Raw genomic sequence first — 21,436 nt, forward strand, 5'->3', positions numbered from 1 at the left:
TAAAAATGGAAAAGAAACCAGACAACGCAATGATCGAGCCATCCCTCGACAAAACTTATAACCCAGCGGAAATCGAACAGTCCCTGTATACCCACTGGGAAAAAAGCGGTTACTTCCGTCCGAACGGTGATACCTCAAAAGACAGTTTCTGCGTCGTGATCCCACCGCCGAACGTCACAGGTAGCCTGCACATGGGTCACGCCTTCCAACAAACCATTATGGATACCATGATCCGTTACCAGCGTATGCAAGGGAAAAACACCCTATGGCAGACGGGTACTGACCACGCGGGTATCGCAACTCAAATGGTGGTTGAGCGTAAAATTGCGGCTGAAGAAGGTAAAAACCGCCATGACTACGGTCGTGATGCGTTCATCGACAAAATCTGGGAATGGAAAGCGGAATCTGGCGGCACTATCTCTCAACAAATGCGCCGTTTAGGTGACTCTGTTGACTGGGATCGCGAACGCTTCACCATGGACGAAGGCTTATCTAAAGCCGTTAAAGAAGCTTTCGTTCGTATGTACAAAGAAAACTTAATCTATCGCGGCAAGCGTCTGGTTAACTGGGATCCGAAACTGCACACCGCAATTTCTGATCTAGAAGTTGAAAACCGCGAAGTTAAAGGTTCTATGTGGCACCTGCGTTATCCGCTGGCTGACGGCGCGAAAACCGCTGAAGGGAAAGACTATTTAGTGGTTGCGACCACGCGTCCAGAAACCATGCTGGGTGATACCGGTGTGGCAGTTAACCCTGAAGATCCACGCTATAAAGATTTAATTGGCAAAGAAATTATCCTGCCAATCGTCAATCGCCGCATTCCAATCGTAGGTGATGAACACGCCGATATGGAAAAAGGCACCGGCTGCGTGAAAATCACCCCAGCCCATGACTTCAACGACTACGAAGTCGGTAAACGTCACCAACTGACCATGATCAACATGATGGACTTAGATGGTAACGTTCGTAACGAAGCGGAAGTGTTCGACACCAACGGCAACCCGTGCACCGATTACAGCAGCGAAATTCCAGCAGCCTACCGTGGCATGGAGCGTTTCGCAGCACGTAAAGCTATCGTCGCTGAATTTGAACAATTAGGTTTACTGGTCGAAGTCAAACCTCACGATTTAACCGTACCTTACGGTGACCGTGGTGGCGTGGTTATCGAGCCAATGCTGACTGACCAATGGTACGTGCGCACCGCGCCTTTAGCGAAAGACGCTATCAAAGCCGTTGAAGATGGTCGCATTCAATTCGTTCCGCGCCAATACGAAAACATGTATTTCTCTTGGATGCGTGATATCCAAGACTGGTGTATTTCTCGTCAATTATGGTGGGGTCACCGTATTCCTGCTTGGTATGACGACAAAGGCAATGTTTACGTGGGTCGTGATGAAGACGAAGTTCGCCGCGAAAATAACTTAGGTGCCGATGTAGCACTGCGCCAAGATGACGACGTATTAGATACATGGTTCTCTTCCGGTCTGTGGACATTCTCAACCTTAGGCTGGCCAGAAAATACCGATGCGCTGAAAACTTTCCATCCAACGGATGTATTAGTTAGTGGCTTCGATATTATTTTCTTCTGGATTGCCCGTATGATCATGATGACCATGCATTTCATCAAAGATGAAAATGGCGAACCTCAAGTTCCGTTTAAAACCGTGTATATGACAGGTCTGATCCGCGATGAAGAAGGTCAGAAAATGTCTAAATCCAAAGGGAACGTTATCGACCCACTGGATATGATCGACGGTATTTCCTTAGAAGCCTTACTGGAAAAACGTACTGGCAACATGATGCAGCCACAACTGGCTGAGAAAATTGCTAAGCGTACTCGTAAAGAGTATCCAGACGGCATTGAAGCACACGGTACTGATGCCCTGCGCTTTACCTTAGCGGCGCTGGCATCAACGGGTCGCGATATCAACTGGGATATGAAACGTCTGTCCGGTTACCGTAACTTCTGTAATAAATTATGGAATGCGAGTCGCTTCGTTCTGATGAACACCGAAGGCCAAGATTGCGGTCAAAACGGTGGCGAAATGAGCTTCTCCTTGGCTGATCGCTGGATCATGGCGCAGTTCAACCAAACCGTGAAAGCGTACCGTGAAGCGTTAGATACTCACCGTTACGATATCGCAGCAGGTATTCTGTATGATTTCACCTGGAATGAATTCTGTGACTGGTACTTAGAGCTGTCTAAACCTGCGGTTCATAAAGGTAATGAAGCCCAAGTTCGTGCGGCGCGTTTCACCCTGATTGAAGTACTGGAAGGCTTACTGCGTCTGGCTCACCCAATCATTCCATTTATCACCGAAACCATCTGGCAGCGCGTGAAAGTGGTGAAAGGGATTGAAGCTGACACCATCATGCTGCAAGCGTTCCCAGAGTTCGATGCCGCGAAAGTGGATGAGCTGGCACTGAGCGATTTAGAGTGGATCAAAGAGACCATTGTTGCTGTCCGTAATATTCGTGCAGAAATGAATATCGCTCCGGGTAAACCATTGGATGTCATGCTGCGTAGCACCTCTGCGGATGTGGCTCGCCGTGTCACTGAGAACGAAAACTTCCTTCGTTCAATGGCGCGTTTAGCAAGCATTCGCGTGCTGGCTGAAGGCGAAGAAGCCCCAGTTTCTGTGACTAAATTAGTTGCAGGTGCTGAAGTGCTGATCCCAATGGCAGGACTGGTCGATAAAGACGCTGAGCTGGCTCGTTTAGATAAAGAGCTGGAAAAAGTGGTAAAAGAAATTGATACCATCGAAAGCAAGCTGGCAAACGAAGGCTTTGTAAGCCGTGCCCCTGCTGCCGTGGTTGAGAAAGAGCGCGCGCGTTTAGCGGAAAATATCGAAGCGAAAGCGAAGATTGAAGCGCAAAAAGTGACTATCGCCTCTTTATAATCATTAAGCTTTAAATCTCTAGCCCTGACTCGTCGCCGATGAGTTAGGGCTTTTTTGTATTCTGAGTATTGAAAAGCCTAGGAAGATACTCAATATCATAATTATTGCACCAGTAAATAGTGCAATTAAAAATATAAATAATACAAATAGAAAGAGATATTCTTATGACAACAAGCACAACCTCAACTGTTCAAGTTCGTTTAATTCAACCTCAAGATAACCCAGGGATCGCCGCTGTTATTCGTGAAGTTTCCGCTGAACATGGGCTAACAGCAGATAAAGGTTTCGCAGTTGCGGATCCTATTTTAGACACGCTGTATGAAGTGTATAGCAAGCCACGCAGCGCATATTGGGTGGTGGAAATGGACGGTAAAGTGGTTGGCGGTGGCGGCATTTCACAAGTCGCCGGTGGAGATGAACACACCGCTGAATTACAGAAAATGTATCTCTCTTCTGTGCTGCGCGGAAAAGGTTTAGCCAAGAAAATCGTCTTAATGTCTTTGGAATTTGCTAAGCAGCAAGGCTACACCCGCTGTTACTTAGAAACCACCAAAGAGCTACAAGCCGCCATTAAACTGTATGAAAAACTGGGCTTCGATTTTATCGACGAGCCATTAGGCAATACTGGCCATAGTGACTGCGAAATTCGCATGCTAAAAGCGCTATAGCCCCGCTACCCAATGAAAGGATACCGTAGCCAATGATCTCACAGTATGAAGACGCCCTTTATGAAGATCCCAAGCTCGCTCGCTTCTATGATTTAGATAACAGCTTGCAGCGGGCAGACTACGCGGCATATCTTCAACTAGCCTCTTCAGCGGCTCATATTTTGGATTTAGGCTGCGGTACTGGCACGTTACTCACTGCCATTGCGGAGCAATATCCACACACCACGTTGGTCGGCGTCGATCCCGCTCAAGCGATGTTGGATATTGCCCAACAAAAAACCAATCGCGTTCGTTGGGTGAACAGCACAGCTGAAGCGCTCTGTCTGGACATGAAATTTGATTTGATCATTTTATCTGGTCACGCCTTTCAGGTTTTTTTGACTCAAGAACAGCGCATTGCCGCGCTACAAACCATGCAGCAACACCTCACTGCCGATGGCACTATTGTATTTGATAGCCGCAACCCAGCAGTTGAAGAGTGGAGAGAGTGGACACCTGAATTATCTCGTGAATCACTCTCGACCCAAGAATTTGGCGAAGTCATTCTTTGGAATGATGTTGCCGAACAGAACGGCATTGTTCGCTATCAAACGTTCTACCAGCAAGGTGAGAATGGCCCCATATACCGAGCCGAATCGGATATTGCTTTTCCGACACTTAGCGACATTACCCAAGCCGCTGAATTTTGTGGTTTACGTGTTCGCTATCTTTACGGTGATTGGCAGTTTAATGCTTTTCAGGAGAACTCCCCTGAAATGGTGTTTACGCTTGAGCACACAGGCTCTTTATCGGTGAAATCATGATGATAAACTCAATGTTCAATAACGATTCACTCGTCATTGAACCGTTAGAGGAAACAAGCATTGATGGTGCCAACATACTATTTTATGAGGCTTTTTCCTCTAAATTTAAAACCATTCACGATATGCCTGAAGCCCAGCGTCAGGCGGTATTATCTTTATTCTGGCAGCGCGGTCTCAGTGACCCTTATGATAGGCACTTTCAGGTTAAATTGAATGGCAGGTTGGTTGCGGTTTATGGCATCACTTACGGCGTAAGACACGTTCAAGAACAAGCACCTATCCCCGTCTCATTAATGCAAATCCTGCGTAAAGCGGGCTTCTTCCGCTTTATGAAGATCAGCCGCATTTTTCAGTTATTTGTACACAGACCAAGAGCCGACACCGTTTACCTCTCTTACTTGTGTGTCAATAATGAGTTACGAGGTATGGGAATTGGTAATCGCGTGTTAGACCATATTGAATCCCAAGCAGCCGCTGATCCCAAGCTCACCCGAGTTTCTTTGTATGTGTCTGATTTAAATACCAAGGCAAGAGAGCTTTATTTGCGCCGTGGTTACACCGATGAAAAATATGAAACATCTCGCACCACATTACGCTATATGGATATTTATGGCTGGCACTATATGGTGAAAGAGTTAGCATCTTGATATAGAAAACAAAAAAGCACTGACGATATTCTCAATCAGTGCTTTCTTATCTTTCAATCCAGCGGTATTACCGCTTATTGAAATTTGAAGGATCAATTAGTGAACGCGATTTTCGGACTCATCGTCCCCTTCGTCGTCACCGTCTTCATCATCGTATTCTGCGTCTGGATCTTCAAAATAGGTGCCCCAACCATCGTAGTTCACACCGATTTTTTCTGCTAATTTCATTAACTGCTCAACTTGCGCGTCGATCAGTTCCGCATTTAACGCACTTTCGCTGATCACATCGCAACACATCAGGGTTTCACCGGTTTCAATTTCCAGTTCTTCCGCATCAGTCACTTCATAACCCAGTTTGAATGCTTCAACAGCCGCTTTTTCTAACAATTCAAAATTGTCCGCAGAGAAGTGATGCTCAATCGCGTACAGCGCATCAGGATCACTTCCATCTTCCAGTAACTCTTCAATGATCAGGCGAGTTTCTTCGTACTGCGCATCAAATTCAGCTTTATCTACCATCTCCACACCCCTTGTTCCGTGGTATTAGTCTCCGGCTCATTCTCCCATAGGGTCGAGGGTGAAACCATACCTAATGAAATAATTTCTTTTGCTTGAGGGGTTGATTTTGAATTTTTATGAATATAAATTGAATATTAATTCAATTGTAAAAGGCTGTAATTTATGAACCCCCTACATGGAAAGCATTTTTTAAGATTATTGGATTTTACCTCTAACGATATTCATGCATTATTAAAACTCTCCACTTGGTTAAAATCAGCCAAAAAATCTGGCACTGAGCCACCTTTATTAGCTGGTAAGAATTTTGCGCTGATCTTCGAGAAAGATTCCACACGGACGCGCTGCGCATTTGAAGTCGGCGCTTTCGATCAAGGGGCAAGAGTGACCTATCTTGGACCATCCGGTAGCCAAATCGGGCATAAAGAGACGATGAAAGATACCGCCAGAGTGCTGGGTAGAATGTACGATGGCGTGCAATATCGGGGTTACGCACAAAGCACCGTCGAAACATTAGCACAACATGCGGGAGTGCCTGTCTGGAATGGATTAACTAACGAATTCCATCCCACACAGTTATTAGCCGATTTGCTCACCATTCAAGAACATAAACCCAATACCCCGCTTTCTGACATCAAATTCGCCTACCTCGGGGATGCGCGGAACAATATGGGAAATTCCATGTTAGAAGCTGCTGCGTTAACGGGCATGGAGCTGCGTTTAGTGGCACCGAAAAGCTGCTGGCCAGAGGCTGAATTAGTTGCAGAGTGCCAGAAAATCGCTAAAACCACTGGCGGAAAAATCATTCTGACGGAAAACGTGGCTGAAGGCGTTAAAGACGCCGATTTTCTGTATACCGATGTGTGGGTTTCGATGGGGGAACCTAAAGAAGTGTGGGCACAGCGCATTGCCTTAATGAAACCGTATCAAGTGAATATGGATGTCATCAAACAGACAGGTAACCCAGACGTGAAATTCTTGCACTGCCTACCTGCGTTTCATAATGAAGACACCACATTAGGCGCTCAGCTCGCCAAAGAGTTTAATCTTTATGGTGGGCTGGAAGTGACGGAAGAGGTATTTGAATCCCCTTACAGCATCGTATTTGATCAAGCGGAAAACCGTCTGCATACTATTAAAGCGGTGATGGTAGCGACAATTGCGCCTGAATTACCGATAAATATATTCTAAATCTACCGACCAAGTAGGCAGGCGCCCCTACTTGGTCAGTTTGAATGGAGACTTAAATCTCACTACGGTCTTTCACCTTTTGCCAATCTCACGTTGATTTCGTCAATCACACGAGGAAGATCCGACAAGGTATCAATCACATAATGGGCGCCCGCCGCATACAGTTTGTCCGCTGCCTGCTGGCGTAATGGGGAAATATCCCCTTGGCTCATGCCTTGATATTCATCCCATGTTTTACCGAACTCATTACCCGAAATAGCTAACCCAATGCTCCACATTCCCGCATTGCACCCTTCTTCAATTCCCGGCACCGCATCATCCACCTTCACACAATGGAAGACGGAATTGACCGCCAATTCAATCACATTTTGCAGCGCCATCCACGGCCCTGGACGTCCGCCAGCTGCTAAATCATCACTGGCAATCCAGTAATCGGGCTGATACCCCAATTTCGCGGCTGCTGGAACCAACTTTTCCATTACCGCCCTTGGGTAACCTGAACAAGAACCTATTTTGATCCCCTGCTCACGCAGCGTGGCAATCGCGCTGACAACTCCGTCGATTGGCGCAGCAAAATCGACAACTTTGGCAATCTGTAACGGCATAAACGTTTGGTAGATAGCATCAATATCTTCGCTAGTCATTGAGCGCCCAAACTTTGCCTGCCACATGGCATCAATCTCTGGTAATTTTCCTAACGCTTCAATATGTTGCCATTTTCCTAACCCCATCGGGATACGGGCTTGCGCCAGTGTAATATCCATATCAAACGCGACTTTAAACGCTTCGATAAAAATCTGAGTCGGTGCAAACGAGCCAAAATCCACCGTCGTTCCCGCCCAATCCAAAATAACAGCTTCAATACGATTCATGATTAATCCTTATTTTCCAATACGTTATTTTGCTAATACCTTGCTTTTCCAATACATGGCATTCTTAATTGCCACCAACAGCGCATCAATATTGTGTGGATACACTTCCCCAATATTGCCAATGCGGAAACAGTCACTCTTTGAAACCTTACCCGGATAGATCACAAACCCTTGAGCCTTGAGCTGCTGATAAAATTGGTTAAATTGATAATCGTCGGCATCTGGCGAATAAAATGCAGTGATAATCGGCGATTGTTGGCTATCATCTAATAATGTGCGAAACCCTAACTGACGCATGCCATCCACCAACTTGCGTTGATTTTGCTGATAACGCTGGAAACGGGCGCTCACACCACCTTCCTGAGCCAGCTCTTTCAGCGCTTGAGCGAAAGCCAGCACGGTGTGTGTTGGGGAAGTAAAGCGCCATTTCCCGTGATATTGTTCCATACAGCGCCATTGTGCATACAGATCAAGGGACAACGAACGCGAGCGACCCACACATTTTTCCAGTTCGCTGGTACGAGCTATCACAAACCCAAACCCCGGCACTCCTTGGATACATTTGTTGGCCGAGCTGATCAGAAAATCAATATTCAGCGCCCCCACATCCAGAGGAATGCCCCCAAAACTGCTCATGGCATCCACGATATAGCGTTTTTGATAGCGTTTAGCTAATACCGCAACGTCCTCGATGGGGTTCAAAATGCCGGTGGTGGTTTCACAGTGCACCATCGCAATATGGCTGATTTGGCTATCTTGCTGTAGAAGCTGCTCAATCACCGCCACATCGGGCTTAGCCACTTCACCGCAATCATAAACATGGTATGAAATGCCCATTAACTGCGCCATTTCTGCCATTCGGGCGCCATAAGCGCCATTGCTGACAATCAGGATTTTATCTTGCGGTGCGAGTACCGAGCCCAGCACCGCTTCTACGGCGTAGCTCCCACTCCCTTGGAGTAACACACTGGTATACCCCGCTTGGGTTGTCGCCAGTTCCACCAGCTGTTGGCGAATACGTTGCACTACCCCTAAGTTGTAATCATCGTCCCATGTACAGCTATCAAACAGCATGGCCTCTTTCACGGTTTGTGACGTGGTCAAAGGTCCCGGTGTTAACAGCAGATATTGATTCATTGTCATTTAAATTCACCATTGGTCTATACCAGATTGATATTATAATGACGGCAGATGAACAAGAAGGTCAAAGGAAAAGACGCCCTGCAACAAAAAATTCATATTGGCGTGTATAATGGATAAAAAATTTTGCGACGAAAAACGGATACATTATCGATGGATGAACAGCCACAGTACCTTCTTATCAAAGCGCAATTACAAGCAAGAATTCAGAGCGGCGCGCTGAAAAGTGGTGATAAACTGCCCTCTGAACGCGAACTGTGTGCCATCTTCAATACCACGCGCGTCACTATTCGAGAAAGCTTGGCACAGCTAGAATCTAGCGGCGCAATTTACCGTTCTGAGCGCCGAGGCTGGTTTGTGACGCCCGAGCGTTTATGGCTCGACCCAACGCAAAATACCAACTTCCATAAGCTGTGTTTAGAGCAAGGTCGTCAACCCAAAACCAAGCTGTTAGAGGGGAAAGTCGTCACCGTGCCTGTCGAAGCCATGACGCCGCTGCAATTGCAGCCTTTCGAACAAATTTATCTACTCACCCGCCTGCGTTATGCGGACGACCGCGCCGTTTGCTACAGCGAAAACCACTGTCTTCCCGCTCGCGTACCTGAGCTATTAAGCCATGATTTGAATGGCAGCCTCACCGAAGTGTATGAGCAGCACTACGGGTTGATTTATACCAGTATGCACTTATCGTTTTATCCCACTGCCATGCCACCGCAGGCCGCCAGCGCATTAGGGGTTGCAGTCGGTCGTCCAGCCCTGCTATTACAACGTTTAAACTACGATCAGCACGGGCGAATTTTGGACTATGATGTGGAATATTGGCGTCATGACAGCCTGCGTATTGAGGTCGATACCCTCTAACTTTCACTTCAAAAATAAATTTTTGCTTTCTCGGTAGATTTCATTTTTCTGTCATATAAACCCGTTAGCGTAAAAAACACTGGTATATACCAGATAACTTTAACGACTAACTGGAGATCTGGAGATGAAACGTAAAATGAAACCTACCCCTCTTGCCGTATTGCTCCTTGCCGCCCTAGGTTCGACCTCGGTTTTTGCCGCCCCTGTCGTCACGGTTTACTCCGCAGATGGTCTTCATGATGGCAATAACAGCTGGTATCAGGCTCAATTTGATGCTTTTACTCAGCAAACAGGGATTAAAGTACAGTACGTCGAAGGCGGCTCCGGTGCCATCGTTGAGCGTTTAGCCAAAGAGCGCACTAACCCACAAGCGGATGTGCTCGTCACCGTTCCCCCGTTTATCCAACGTGCCGCTAAAACCGAATTACTGGCAAAATTCACACCGGATGCCGCGGTAAGTATTCCTAACTCAACGGAGTACTACACCCCCATCGTCAATAACTACCTGACCTTTATCTATAACGACAAACTGCTAAAAGCCCCTCCAGCAACGTGGAATGAACTCCTCGACACCCGTTTTAAAAATAAACTGCAATACTCCACACCAGGGCAAGCGGGAGATGGCACTGCCGTCATGCTTCAAGTGTTCCATAGCTTTGGTGGCAAAGAGGCCGGTTTTGATTACCTCGGAAAATTACAAGCCAACAACGTCGGTCCATCCGCCTCAACAGGGAAATTAACTGCGTTAGTGAACAAAGGTGAACTGTACGTCGCAAACGGCGATTTGCAGATGAACCTTTCCCAAATGGAGCGCAATCCGAACGTGAAAATCTTTTGGCCTGCCGATGAAAAAGGCGAACGCAGCGCGCTGGTTCTGCCTTATGTGGTTGGCTTAGTGAATAACGGCCCTGAAACTGAAAATGGCAAAAAGCTGATTAACTTCCTGTTAGACAAACAAGCCCAAAGCCACGTTAGCGAACTGTCATGGGGGCTGCCTGTGCGCTCAGATTTGACGCCAAACGATCCGCAATTCCACAAAGCCACTGAAACCCTCAAAGGCGTCAAAACATGGCAACCGAATTGGGACGAGGTTGAAGTGTCTCTTTCGAACGATATTACCCGTTGGCACAAAGTGACTGAAAGCGAGTAAGTGAGTTATGTTGATGAAAAGAAAGATAGAAACACCAAGCCAGCGCACTGATCATTCAGGCATTGTGCTGGAATCTTTGCGGGTTTCTTACCATAACAATGTGGTGCTTAAGCCGTTATCCCTGACCATTGAGCCCGGTGAAATACTGGTGTTGATTGGCCCTTCAGGCTCCGGTAAAACCACCGTATTACGGTCAATTGCGGGCTTTGCACAACCGGATAGTGGACGCATTTTAATGGGTGATACTGATATCACCCACCTCCCCCCGTATCAGCGGGGGCTGGGCATGGTCGTACAGAATTACGCCCTCTTCCCCCATATGAAAGTGGAAGATAATGTCGCCTTTGGCTTACGCGCCCAAAAACAGCCTAAAGCGCTGATCAAAGAGCGCGTGGCAGAGGCATTAAACATTGTCGGTATGAGCGACTATGCCGCCCGTTACCCGCATCAATTATCCGGCGGTCAACAGCAGCGCGTCGCCATCGCCCGTGCCATAGCCGTTCGCCCTCGAGTACTTTTGCTCGATGAGCCGCTATCAGCCCTCGATGCGCAAATTCGCCATAATATGGTGGAAGAGATTGCAAGGCTGCACCGCGAATTACCTGAGCTAACCATTTTGTACGTTACCCATGACCAAACCGAAGCTCTCGCTTTAGGGGATAAAATTGGCATCATGAAGGATGGCTATTTGGTGGCACACGGGGAGAAAAATGCCCTATACCATCGCCCGCCTAACCGCTTTGCCGCCGAGTTTTTAGGTCGTGCCAATATTCTGTCGGCAACCGCTTTGGGCTTTTCTTCCGTGCCAGCCCAAGTCAGTGTGAGCTGTGGCGGAACGCTAATTGAAGCGCAAACCCAAGGAATGCAGCACAACAGCCACAAATTAATCTGTATTCGCCCGCAGCATATTAGCCTCACCCCACGAGCAGATACCTCAAACCAGTTATACGCTACCTTACAGTCCATCCGTTGGCAGGGGGATATTACCCACTTACTGTGTGATGTTGCTGGGGAAAAGGTGACGGTCGCTGTTACCCATTTATCCCCGTTACCGCAAGCTGGCGATAAACTCACGCTGTGGTTCTCTCCCTCTGATACTGTGTTGATTGAGGAATAATATGTCGGCTATCAACCTGTCTAAGCCATCATCCATAAACCTAAAACCGTTTTATTGGATAACGCCACCGCTGCTTGTTTTAGCGACGCTATTTTTCTACCCGCTGATGCTGATTGGCGAGCAAGCTATTCAAAGCCCCACAGGCGGCGTAAGCTTAGATACATTCTGGCAAGTAGTTGAGTCAAAAAGGTTTATTAGTGGTTTATTCAATACACTACAAATCGCCTTTTTTGCCACCCTAGGTTGCTTGGTGCTTGGCTCGGTTCTATCCCTGATTTTGGTATTTATTCCTTTTCCTGGAAGCCGTTTTATTACTCAAGTCATTGATACCTTTATCGCACTGCCGACGTTTCTGATCACTCTCGCGTTTACCTTTATTTATGGTTCGGCGGGGTTACTCAATGGCTCCTTAATGGCGCTATTTGATTTTGAACTGCCCCCCGTGGACTTTTTATACTCGATTAATGGCGTGATTTTGGCGGAGATCACCGTCTTTACTCCGCTGGTGATGCGCCCTCTTATGGCGGCACTTCGCCAAATCGATAAAAGCCAGTTAGAAGCCGCCAGCATTTTAGGGGCACACCCTGCCCGCGTGATCAGCCAAGTGATTTTCCCGGCGGCGCTTCCTGCATTACTCGCAGGTGGCAGCTTGTGTTTGCTGTTGACCACCAACGAATTTGGCATCGTGCTGTTTATCGGGGCAAAAGGGGTCAATACCTTGCCGATGATGGTCTACAGCAAAGCGATTCTAGAATCTGATTACAGCGTTGCGTGCATGATAGCGCTGATTAATATTCTGCTGTCTGTGGGGCTATTTAGCCTATATCGCATGGCAACAACCCGTTTCGGAGTGAAAAAATAACCATGTTAATCTGGTCTAAAACTGGGCGAGCCATTTCAACCGCTATCGCCATCACGCTATTTTCTTGCTTGTTTTTGCTGCCATTAGTGATGATTTTAATGTCCAGCTTTAGCCGACAATGGAACGGTATTTTGCCCTCTGGCTTTACCTTCGAACATTTTGTGAATGCGTTTCAAGGGCCTGCATGGGAAGCAATTCTATCCAGCCTGATTATCGGCTTTTGCGCCAGTCTGTTTGCGCTGTTTTGCGGTCTGTGGGCAGCCCTTGCTTTACGTCGCCATAGTGCCAGAGTACAAAAATATCTGGGTATCGCGTTCTATTTACCGAGTGCTATTCCATCGGTATCGATTGGATTGGGGATCTTAGTGGCATTTAGCCAAGGCTATTTGCAGATGAACGGCACTTTCTGGATTGTGTTTTCCGCTCATTTTGTTCTGATTTCCGCATTCACCTTTAGCAATGTCTCCACTGGGTTAACTCGAATTTCCGCGGACATTGAGAATGTGGCATTCAGTTTAGGTGCTTCCCCATGGTATCGCTTGTGCCATGTCACCCTACCGTTGTTGATGCCGTGGATGATCTCCGCTGTGGCCTTGAGCCTGTCTTTGTCCCTCGGCGAGTTGGGCGCCACAATGATGCTGTATCCCCCAGGTTGGGCAACGTTACCAGTGTCAATTTTCAGCCTTACCGACCGCGGAAATATCGCCGACGGCTCTGCACTGACTATTGTCCTCGTCGCTATCACACTGTTGTTGATGATGAAGTTGGAGAGAGTGGCAAAGAGATTAGGGCAGTCTGGATACTAATGTGATAGCAAGAAGTTAAGCCTTTATATCAAAAAATAAATATGAGCCTAAAACAAGGATTGGGCCTACACCTGTTGACCCAATCCGATCATGCCTTTTTTATTTTCCAATCGTCATTACGCGATCTCCGCTCTGTTTTAAATACTCCATGAGGTTTTTCTGGGCTTCTTCTCTTCGTGCCTGCTGATATTTCACTAAATTATCGCGTATGACAGACATGATGTGATTAGTTTTTGGTGTCTCTGATGTACCATCAAGGCTAAAGGTTTCTCCCGTTTGCTGATTTACCAGTCGCAACCCATACGTAGGAAGGTAATACAACGCGAGTTGGGCTGCCGGTGTTGCAGGAAAATGAACGGGCTTATTATTCTCAATCACCAACGTCATGGCTTTATTCCAATGATCCCCAAAATAAATCATCCGCGACAGAAAATAACTGCTAAACGGCTCACGAATTCCACTTTCGGAGTGCATGAACCACGCCCTTGAATCATGAATATGGTCATCAAACAACGCGATAAGGTTATCCATCGCCGAGTTTTTGGGTGTCACCCCCCAAAGATAAGGAGAGAACACTTTTCGGAATAATTCACTACTGACCTTTTTTAAATGCTCATACTCACCCCGTTCATCTTGGTAAGTGATAGCGTGCGCAATTTGCTCTACCGTTCCGTCTAAGTTTTTCAGCAACGCGGCTTGTCCTGACACGGCTATCGAAGGGAAACTGTAATTAGGGAGGGTGGCACATTGGCTGTCTAATGCCGTACCGACCCAGCGCTGGGTATTTTTTTGGCATTCAGCTCGAGTGGTTGACGATATGTTAATTTGAGGTGCTGGTCGTGGGATATCTTCGTAGTCGGCTTTAAATTCTAACGCCCCTTCCCAGAGTTGCCCTCGGGCATTGGTGGCATCAAAAAGCGGTGTTCCGATATTTTTTGCCACCCAATTTTTCACATCTGAGTGGTGTAGGGCTTTTTCTTTTCTCCTTTCCTCTCTGATTTTATTTATTTCGTTCTCATTGTCGGTGTACTCGGTGATGATGGCTTTGGTTGCTTGATCACTAAAATTGGGGTCATAAGGCTGGACATGGATATCGGCACGTTGGGGGGCAGCCTGAAAAAAAGGTTGTTGTGTCAGGTTGATGCGATCGGTTTGTGCAGAGCCGTAACGACCAATTCGCCACGCAGTCATTAACACCAATTGCGCTTCCATTACGCGTTCAAGGTCATGAGTGGCAAATCGGGTGGGTGTGTAGGCGTTTTTAGACGATTCGGTTGTTGGTGTGGTTTTAGGTAACGTGTGTTTGACCCACGAGTTGAATTTAGTCACTAAATTGGGCGTAAAGCTAAATTCAGCTTCACTTTCATCTGTCATTTTTCTAAAGGAATACCGTTGTTGAAGTTCAGAGTGTAATGACGAGAAAGCTAGCCCTAGAATAGCTAAGGGCGCCCCCGCATCGAACGCAGCGGCGTACATGTCGTGTAAAGCGATTTGGGACAACAACTCACCAGCACTGTCTCGCGCTTTGCCTTGGTCACCTTGGGGGTAACCGCCTCCAACGTCGGAGTGCATCCCGGGGTAAATCACTTCCACGGTATTGGGTGGATAAATGCCTTCAGGGGTACGTACAGAGTCAACGGCAAAGGCTTGGCGTTGTTCATGCGCCGCCACAAAATGGCAGGCATTTTTTACCAGTGTGGATTTGGGGAGTTGCTGAGTGCCACCGGCCCAACTGTTGTGCCCACTAAACATCGGCATGACGTTGGCAAATCCCACCGCCGGAACGGTATCAAAAACACCTAAAAACTCGACAGAAACAGGCAGTCCATAAAGGGTTTTTTCGGCCTCTGGGATATCTGAAAACGCCGGAAGTTTTTCCAATAATTGATTGACCCAATACACAAAGGTGCGTGCTTCAGCAGCACCACGAGAAAATCCGTACACATACAATTTCAATGCCGTCAATTTAGGGACGTGGCGGGCGATTTTATCTTTTATCGGCGTTAATAGTTTTAGGAGCCCAGGAAGCGGGTTGTAATCACTTAAGGCGAACATGGTGGTGCTTTCATAGTTAGTGTTCGAACTCATGCTCTCCAAGGCGGCGCGACGCTCAGCCGTCGTGAGCCTGATTTTTGTGATTTCAAAAAACAACGTGTCACAGAGGTTGATTAACCCCCAACTGACGCGGGCTTCCCCGCCGGCAGCATAGGTTAACCCGGGGTTGTAGTATTCATCAGTACCAATTTCGGGGAATGGCGTGCCTACACCCGGCATGTAGTAGGTATAAAAACCTTGGTATTCGGCTTTGTCATCGTTAGGGGCACTGGCGTGGTACAATTTCGCTACGTTGGAGGGATGCGGTGGTTTGGCTTTTTTGGTGTCGTAAGGCTCGTTATTGTTGGTGCCATCAAAAAACAGACTGACATGCACATTTTTGACACACGCCATGCAATTTTTAATGTCCAAGTCTTGGTATCGGCGTTCTTCTTTTTGTGCGTTGCCTAGATTATTGGTAATTTGAGACATGGATAACGGCAAGCGCCCTTGCTCGGGAAACAACGGTGGTGCCCAACACGGGTCACCTTGCGTCACTTGCTTGCTGTCTCTTATATCACGAACAACATCGCTCAGGTTTAACGGTATTAAGAGTGGGGCGGTGCTGGACATTCGGCTGGCTCCTCCATGTCATTCGGTTCTTTAATAGGGTAATTAGGGTGCCTTGTGGAATAACAAGACAAGGTGATTTTGACCTCTTGGCAGGGTAAAAAATGCACTTGTAATCCACAAGGGTCGTCATACTGTGGGATTTCAACTCGTTTACTGTAATGGCGATAGTTGGCTCTGTGTGCTTTTATGAAATTGTCATAATCTTTACTGCCTAATTGAGGTCTATTTATTGTATATGGTTCAGGGTCTACCTCCCATTCGACTAGCACCGATTTACCCGGTGACCATTTAGAGGGGATCATGATGCAGCAGGTGCCGGCAGCGCCTCGTCCGTAGTAACCGTTAACAGAAAACCAGTTAACGGATGTGTCTTTGACGTGATTGAAACCATAGAGATTTCCCGCAAGTTGCTCCTCTTTTTTGTCGGGTGAGCATCCGCTGAGAATAAGTAATAACGGAAAGAGTAAGGTGATTTTTGTTAACCATGCCATTGTCGTGACCTGTCCGTGGGTGATAATTAAACAGTATTCATTGCTTAAGGTAAATTAACAAGGCTTATCGGAATTGAAATCGAACCTCAATTTTATTTACTGCCACCATCCACTCAACAATTCCGCCAAAAATTTTTCATTTTTCTGTTAGCAAACGCTTGCGTCATTGCGCCACACGCGTATAATGCGCCACAATTTGCCGGGAGAAACCATGAACACTGCTGCTCTATTTTTGAAAGAGAACACCGACACCGCACTGCCATCACGCGGTCAGGACAGCCTGTTTTTCCCCGCCGTATTGATAAAAAAGCCCCTCATTGAGGGGCTTTTTTTTGGCCTACTAGATAGCAAGTCTTGCTGATACAGGAGAATCACGATGCCGAATCCGTTATATCACCGCGACATAATCTCAATTAACGATTTAGATAAAACCGACCTTGAATTAGTTCTTAAAGTGGCCGCTTCATTAAAACAGCAACCGCAACCTGAGTTTCTGAAACATAAAGTTATCGCCAGCTGTTTCTTCGAAGCATCGACGCGTACCCGCCTGTCATTCGAAACTGCCATTCATCGTTTAGGGGCATCTGTCGTCGGTTTCTCCGATAGCGCCAACACCTCATTAGGTAAGAAAGGCGAAACGCTTGCAGACACCATTTCCGTTATCAGCCAGTACGTGGATGCGATTGTGATGCGCCACCCACAAGAAGGTGCCGCGCGTTTAGCTAGCCAGTTCTCCGGTTCTGTCCCAATTATCAACGCAGGGGATGGCTCTAACCAGCACCCAACCCAAACCCTGTTAGACCTGTTTACTATCCAAGAAACTCAAGGTCGCTTAGATAACCTGAAAATCGCGATGGTCGGTGACCTGAAATATGGCAGAACGGTGCATTCACTGACTCAAGCGCTCTCGAAGTTTGAAGGTAATCACTTCTACTTTATATCCCCTGAAGTGTTGTCGATGCCGGCTCATATCCTGAATATCCTGGATGAAAAAGGCGCGACTTACAGCCTGCATAACAATGTTGATGAAGTGATCCCTGAAGTGGATATTCTGTATATGACTCGCGTTCAAAAAGAGCGATTAGACCCATCAGAATATGCCAACGTTAAAGCGCAATTTATTCTGCGCGCTCAAGACCTGCACAGCGCCAAAGACAATTTAAAAGTGCTGCATCCGCTGCCACGTATTGATGAAATTACCGTGGATGTCGATAGCACCCCTTACGCTTACTACTTCCAGCAAGCAGGGAATGGGATCTACGCGCGCCAAGCGCTGCTGTCTCTGGTATTAAATAAAGAACTGGCAATCTGAGGAGAAGACCATGACACACGACCATAAATTACAAGTTGAAGCCATCCGTTGCGGCACTGTCATCGACCATATTCCTGCTCAAATTGGGTTCAAATTACTGAAGCTGTTTAAGCTCACCAAAACCGATGAGCGCATCACTATCGGGCTGAATTTACCCTCCAGCAATATGGGTAAAAAAGACATTATCAAAATCGAAAATACCTTTTTAACCCCGGAACAAGCTAACCAGTTAGCGATGTATGCACCGGAAGCGACCGTTAATCGTATTGAAGATTATCAAGTAGTCGAGAAATTAGACCTGAAATTACCGGAACAAATCGACAGCGTGCTGGTGTGCCCAAACAGTAACTGTATTAGCCATAATGAGCCCGTTTCCAGCAGTTTCCGCATTAAAAAACGCGCGAAACATGTGGCATTAACCTGCAAATTCTGTGAAAAAGAGTTCGATAGAGACGCCGTGATCAATAATCAGTAAGGTATTTAGGCGTAGACTGCGTCTTTGTGTGGATGCCGTTCCATGTCTATAATAGCGTCCAAACCCTTTTTTACGTGATAAACGGAGAAATTATGTCATACGAAATCAGCACCGAAAATGCACCAGCCGCTATTGGTCCTTACGTTCAAGGCGTCGATTTAGGCAGTATGGTTATGACTTCAGGTCAAATTCCTGTTGATCCAAAAACCGGTAATGTCCCTGAAGATATCGCAGCACAAACTCGTCAATCACTGGCGAACGTAAAAGCGATTTTAGAAAAAGCAGGTTTGGGCGTTGCCAATATCGTAAAAACCACCGTTTTTGTGAAAGATTTAAATGATTTCGGTACCGTTAACGCCACTTACGAAGAGTTTTTTAAACAACATAATGCGCCATTCCCTGCGCGTTCTTGCGTTGAAGTTGCGCGTCTGCCAAAAGATGTGAAAATCGAAATCGAAGCTATCGCAGTACGTAAATAGTTTTATTCAGTTTCAGATTGTCAGTCTGATAGCCTGCTAACCCATTGTCAGCAGGCTTTTTTATTTATATAAAAATCAAAATCAGCTGCCCACCTAAAAATAGCAACCCGCTTTTAGGCTATTCTCTGTATCCCAAAGTGCCCTTCTCTTTTTCTCGTTGTTTTGTCACGATAACCCTCGGGATATATCCGCAACATCACTTTATGACTTATTCAATTCAGGACTACGTTTAGCCCCTGCGGATACCTATATGCAAAATAAAATACGTTTATTACTGCTCAGCCTGTCACTGGCTGTGTTTGGCGTGATCACCACCGAAGTGGCGGTGATTGGTTTATTGCCACAATTAACTCAGCAGCTTCATGTCTCAGCGCCACAAGTTGGTTTTCTCGTTAGTATCTACGCAGTGGTCGTTGCCATTTCAGGGCCCTTTATCACGTTATTGCTCGGGCGCTTTAATCGCAAAACCGTTCTATTGGTCATTATGATGCTATTTATTATTTCCAATAGCATTTATGCCCTCACCGAAAACTATCACATGATTTTGGTGTTTAGAGTTTTACCCGCACTGACCCACGCGGTCTTTTTTGCCATCGCTCTAAACCTTGCTGCCAATGCCATGCCACCCGAAAAATCCGCCAAGGGCGTGGCCATTGTGTTTTCCGGTGTCGCGGTGGGGATGGTATTGGGGCTACCGCTCAGTGCCTTTATTGCAGAAGCGTTTTCCCTGACAGCCGCCTTTTGGTTCGGCGCTTTAACCAGTTTGCTGGCGTTTATGGGGATCGCCATTCATGTGCCGTCTACTCCTGTAACCGCGCCGCTGAAAGTCCGTGAACAAGTGGCGATTTTAAAGCGTTTACCCGTTTGGTTGTGCATATTGACGGTGACACTGATTTTCAGCGCGATGTTCGCAAGTTTCAGCTATATCGCCGATTATCTGATTAAAATCACTGGGTTTTCAAACAATGCGACCAGCACGTTATTGGTGGTGTTCGGCGTCAGTGGGTATATCGGCAACTTTATTTTTAGCCACTTTCTACAACGTAGCCAAATTGCGACCACCTTGCGTTATCCCGTATTATTCGGGGTGATTTATTTCGCAGTTTGGCTCTTTGGTCATCAACCTATAGTGATGGTGGCGTTGGTCATTTTATGGGGTGCTTTCCATACATCCGGTTTAATTATCAGCCAAAGTTGGTTAATGAAAGAAGCCAATTCAGCCCCTGAGTTTGCCAATAGCCTGTATATTTCATTCTCAAATTTAGGTATTACCATTGGCACTATGATCGGTGGCTGGGCGATTCTGTATGCAGGAGTGGCTGCCATTATTTGGGTGGGAATTGCGTTTTCTGTCCTGGCATTAATCAGCATTTGGGTAAAAGTGAAGCTAACCCATTCGGCACCAGCACTCGCTTGCCATTCCCTTAATTAAATTGCCCTTCTTTTGCCGCCTTAAGCAACATATCAATCACATAGCGTGTTTTTGGCGGCATACTACGCCCTTTCGGCCACAGCAGATTAATCGGCGTTTCATAGCCTTCAGACTCTGGCAAAATACGCTGTAATTGCTGATTTTTAAGATAACTATCGACCAACCACAATGGTAACTGAGCAATCCCTTTTCCTTGAAGCACCGCTTGGAGCATCGCATCGCCATCAGCAAGTTCATAAAAAGGGCGTGGAGCATACTGGATGACGGATCCTTCTTCACATAAGCGCCAATAAAAAGGCGACCCTTGGCGAATACCCACAATACAGCGGTGATTTTCCAGCTCTTGAATATTTTCAGGTTCCCCATATTTTTCAAGATACTCTGGCGATGCACACAAGATTTGATTCTGTTTTGCTAGCTGTCGCGCCACAAGATGGGCGCTATCCGGTAAAGGACCAATGCGCACCATCAAATCCAGGCCTTCTTCAAGCGCATCCACAAATTGCTCATTAAACGAAATGCTCAGCATCAATTGAGGTTGCTCATCCATCAGTTGCAACAAAATAGGCATAACGCATTTGCGCCCAAAAGCAGCGGGAAGATCCAGACGCAGCTTACCCATCAACGTGTTGGTATTGGCTTGGAGTTGTTGACCCGCCTTATCTAATAAATCCAGCGCTTCCGAGCACTCTTGGAAATAGCACTCTCCTTCCGTGGTCAACGAAATTCCCCGTGTGGTGCGGATTAATAGGCTAACACCCAAATGTTCTTCGAGCTTAGTGACGCGCTTGCCAACGGCGGATTTGGTGATCCCTAAGCGCTCTGCCGCTTCCGTGAAACTCCCTGATTGAACCGTCGCCACAAATGCAGTAATACCGGTGAGTGAATGGATGGGGATCATAATGCGCTTTTTAACCTCATCAACTGCTAGCCTGCTGCTTTTTTTCGATTGAATCATTCTAGAGCAAATCTCAATACCCTTAAATCAATCTCTAAATTTAATTAATTCCTGCCCTTTTGATATTCATATAAATTATTTTTTTCTTT

The 21,436-nt window shown here is 46.7% G+C and carries 21 protein-coding genes; 15 read left to right on the plus strand and 6 right to left on the minus strand.

Annotated features, from left to right (window positions below; translation table 11 throughout):
* Nucleotides 1-29 precede the first annotated feature (29 nt).
* From H0913_RS16805 to H0913_RS18950, 4 genes are all read left to right on the plus strand, one after another.
* Nucleotides 30-2,900: a valine--tRNA ligase gene (locus H0913_RS16805; RefSeq protein ID WP_181478835.1), complete on the plus strand. Its 2,871-nt coding sequence runs from the start codon at nucleotides 30-32 to the stop codon at nucleotides 2,898-2,900.
* 164 nt (nucleotides 2,901-3,064) lie between these two features.
* Nucleotides 3,065-3,568, plus strand: coding sequence for a GNAT family N-acetyltransferase (locus H0913_RS16810; RefSeq protein WP_181477657.1), 504 nt, complete (start codon nucleotides 3,065-3,067; stop codon nucleotides 3,566-3,568).
* 32 nt (nucleotides 3,569-3,600) lie between these two features.
* On the plus strand, nucleotides 3,601-4,371 hold the full coding sequence (locus H0913_RS16815; protein WP_154638019.1) for a class I SAM-dependent methyltransferase: 771 nt from the start codon (nucleotides 3,601-3,603) through the stop codon (nucleotides 4,369-4,371).
* On the plus strand, nucleotides 4,368-5,018 hold the full coding sequence (locus H0913_RS18950; protein ID WP_230086595.1) for a GNAT family N-acetyltransferase: 651 nt from the start codon (nucleotides 4,368-4,370) through the stop codon (nucleotides 5,016-5,018). Before H0913_RS16815 ends, H0913_RS18950 begins: the two co-directional genes overlap by 4 nt.
* 96 nt (nucleotides 5,019-5,114) lie before the next feature.
* On the opposite strand, the gene rraB is transcribed toward H0913_RS18950, so the two are convergent.
* Entirely contained in the window at nucleotides 5,115-5,537 is a 423-nt protein-coding gene (gene rraB / locus H0913_RS16825; RefSeq protein WP_036949139.1) for a ribonuclease E inhibitor RraB, read from the minus strand.
* 162 nt (nucleotides 5,538-5,699) lie between these two features.
* Between rraB and argF the strand changes: the two genes are divergently transcribed.
* The gene (gene argF / locus H0913_RS16830) at nucleotides 5,700-6,725 is read left to right on the plus strand and encodes an ornithine carbamoyltransferase (RefSeq protein ID WP_154638018.1); all 1,026 of its coding nucleotides are present in this window, start codon (nucleotides 5,700-5,702) and stop codon (nucleotides 6,723-6,725) included.
* A gap of 62 nt (nucleotides 6,726-6,787) precedes the next feature.
* Here the strand turns inward: argF and phnX are convergent, their stop codons facing one another.
* The gene (gene phnX / locus H0913_RS16835; protein ID WP_181477658.1) at nucleotides 6,788-7,597 is read right to left on the minus strand and encodes a phosphonoacetaldehyde hydrolase; all 810 of its coding nucleotides are present in this window, start codon (nucleotides 7,595-7,597) and stop codon (nucleotides 6,788-6,790) included.
* Between the two features lie 24 nt (nucleotides 7,598-7,621).
* Nucleotides 7,622-8,740 (minus strand): 2-aminoethylphosphonate--pyruvate transaminase, encoded by a 1,119-nt coding sequence (gene phnW, locus H0913_RS16840; RefSeq protein WP_181477659.1) that lies wholly within the window; start codon nucleotides 8,738-8,740, stop codon nucleotides 7,622-7,624.
* Nucleotides 8,741-8,890: 150 nt separating this feature from the next.
* Here phnW and phnR point away from each other — a divergent pair, with 150 nt between their 5' ends.
* The 5 genes from phnR (at nucleotide 8,891) to phnV (ending at nucleotide 13,533) form a co-directional block, all read left to right on the plus strand.
* Nucleotides 8,891-9,598, plus strand: coding sequence for a phosphonate utilization transcriptional regulator PhnR (gene phnR / locus H0913_RS16845; RefSeq protein WP_154603110.1), 708 nt, complete (start codon nucleotides 8,891-8,893; stop codon nucleotides 9,596-9,598).
* A 136-nt stretch (nucleotides 9,599-9,734) separates the two neighbouring features.
* Nucleotides 9,735-10,748 carry a 2-aminoethylphosphonate ABC transporter substrate-binding protein gene (locus H0913_RS16850; RefSeq protein ID WP_181478837.1) on the plus strand — a complete coding sequence of 338 codons (1,014 nt, stop codon included), beginning with the start codon at nucleotides 9,735-9,737 and terminating at the stop codon, nucleotides 10,746-10,748.
* Nucleotides 10,749-10,755: 7 nt separating this feature from the next.
* A complete protein-coding gene (gene phnT, locus H0913_RS16855) occupies nucleotides 10,756-11,865 on the plus strand; it encodes a 2-aminoethylphosphonate ABC transport system ATP-binding subunit PhnT (RefSeq protein ID WP_181477660.1) in 1,110 nt (369 codons plus the stop codon).
* Nucleotide 11,866: 1 nt separating this feature from the next.
* Nucleotides 11,867-12,727: a 2-aminoethylphosphonate ABC transporter permease subunit gene (phnU, locus tag H0913_RS16860; RefSeq protein ID WP_181477661.1), complete on the plus strand. Its 861-nt coding sequence runs from the start codon at nucleotides 11,867-11,869 to the stop codon at nucleotides 12,725-12,727.
* Nucleotides 12,728-12,729: 2 nt separating this feature from the next.
* On the plus strand, nucleotides 12,730-13,533 hold the full coding sequence (gene phnV / locus H0913_RS16865) for a 2-aminoethylphosphonate ABC transport system, membrane component PhnV (protein ID WP_181477662.1): 804 nt from the start codon (nucleotides 12,730-12,732) through the stop codon (nucleotides 13,531-13,533).
* A gap of 99 nt (nucleotides 13,534-13,632) precedes the next feature.
* Here the strand turns inward: phnV and H0913_RS16870 are convergent, their stop codons facing one another.
* Both H0913_RS16870 and H0913_RS16875 read right to left on the minus strand, forming a co-directional pair.
* On the minus strand, nucleotides 13,633-16,200 hold the full coding sequence (locus tag H0913_RS16870; protein ID WP_181477663.1) for a T6SS phospholipase effector Tle1-like catalytic domain-containing protein: 2,568 nt from the start codon (nucleotides 16,198-16,200) through the stop codon (nucleotides 13,633-13,635).
* The gene (locus H0913_RS16875) at nucleotides 16,176-16,691 is read right to left on the minus strand and encodes a DUF3304 domain-containing protein (protein WP_181477664.1); all 516 of its coding nucleotides are present in this window, start codon (nucleotides 16,689-16,691) and stop codon (nucleotides 16,176-16,178) included. The genes H0913_RS16870 and H0913_RS16875 overlap by 25 nt, the downstream gene beginning before the upstream one ends.
* Before the next feature lie 211 nt (nucleotides 16,692-16,902).
* Between H0913_RS16875 and H0913_RS18955 the strand changes: the two genes are divergently transcribed.
* The 5 genes from H0913_RS18955 to H0913_RS16900 all read left to right on the plus strand — a co-directional run bounded on the left by H0913_RS18955 (nucleotide 16,903) and on the right by H0913_RS16900 (nucleotide 20,389).
* On the plus strand, nucleotides 16,903-17,052 hold the full coding sequence (locus H0913_RS18955; protein WP_165480219.1) for a hypothetical protein: 150 nt from the start codon (nucleotides 16,903-16,905) through the stop codon (nucleotides 17,050-17,052).
* A gap of 15 nt (nucleotides 17,053-17,067) precedes the next feature.
* Complete coding sequence (gene pyrB, locus H0913_RS16885) at nucleotides 17,068-18,003, plus strand: aspartate carbamoyltransferase (RefSeq protein ID WP_154603006.1); 936 nt, start codon at nucleotides 17,068-17,070, stop codon at nucleotides 18,001-18,003.
* A 10-nt stretch (nucleotides 18,004-18,013) separates the two neighbouring features.
* Nucleotides 18,014-18,478 (plus strand): aspartate carbamoyltransferase regulatory subunit, encoded by a 465-nt coding sequence (gene pyrI, locus H0913_RS16890; protein ID WP_036949112.1) that lies wholly within the window; start codon nucleotides 18,014-18,016, stop codon nucleotides 18,476-18,478.
* Between the two features lie 92 nt (nucleotides 18,479-18,570).
* A complete protein-coding gene (gene ridA, locus H0913_RS16895; protein ID WP_036949109.1) occupies nucleotides 18,571-18,957 on the plus strand; it encodes a 2-iminobutanoate/2-iminopropanoate deaminase in 387 nt (128 codons plus the stop codon).
* 250 nt (nucleotides 18,958-19,207) lie between these two features.
* Nucleotides 19,208-20,389: an MFS transporter gene (locus tag H0913_RS16900; protein WP_154603007.1), complete on the plus strand. Its 1,182-nt coding sequence runs from the start codon at nucleotides 19,208-19,210 to the stop codon at nucleotides 20,387-20,389.
* On the opposite strand, the gene H0913_RS16905 is transcribed toward H0913_RS16900, so the two are convergent.
* Nucleotides 20,382-21,290 (minus strand): LysR family transcriptional regulator, encoded by a 909-nt coding sequence (locus H0913_RS16905; RefSeq protein WP_181477665.1) that lies wholly within the window; start codon nucleotides 21,288-21,290, stop codon nucleotides 20,382-20,384. The two genes, H0913_RS16900 and H0913_RS16905, sit on opposite strands and share 8 nt — an antisense overlap.
* Nucleotides 21,291-21,436 lie beyond the last annotated feature (146 nt).

The organism is Providencia rettgeri, assembly GCF_013702265.1.
GTDB lineage: Bacteria > Pseudomonadota > Gammaproteobacteria > Enterobacterales > Enterobacteriaceae > Providencia > Providencia zhijiangensis.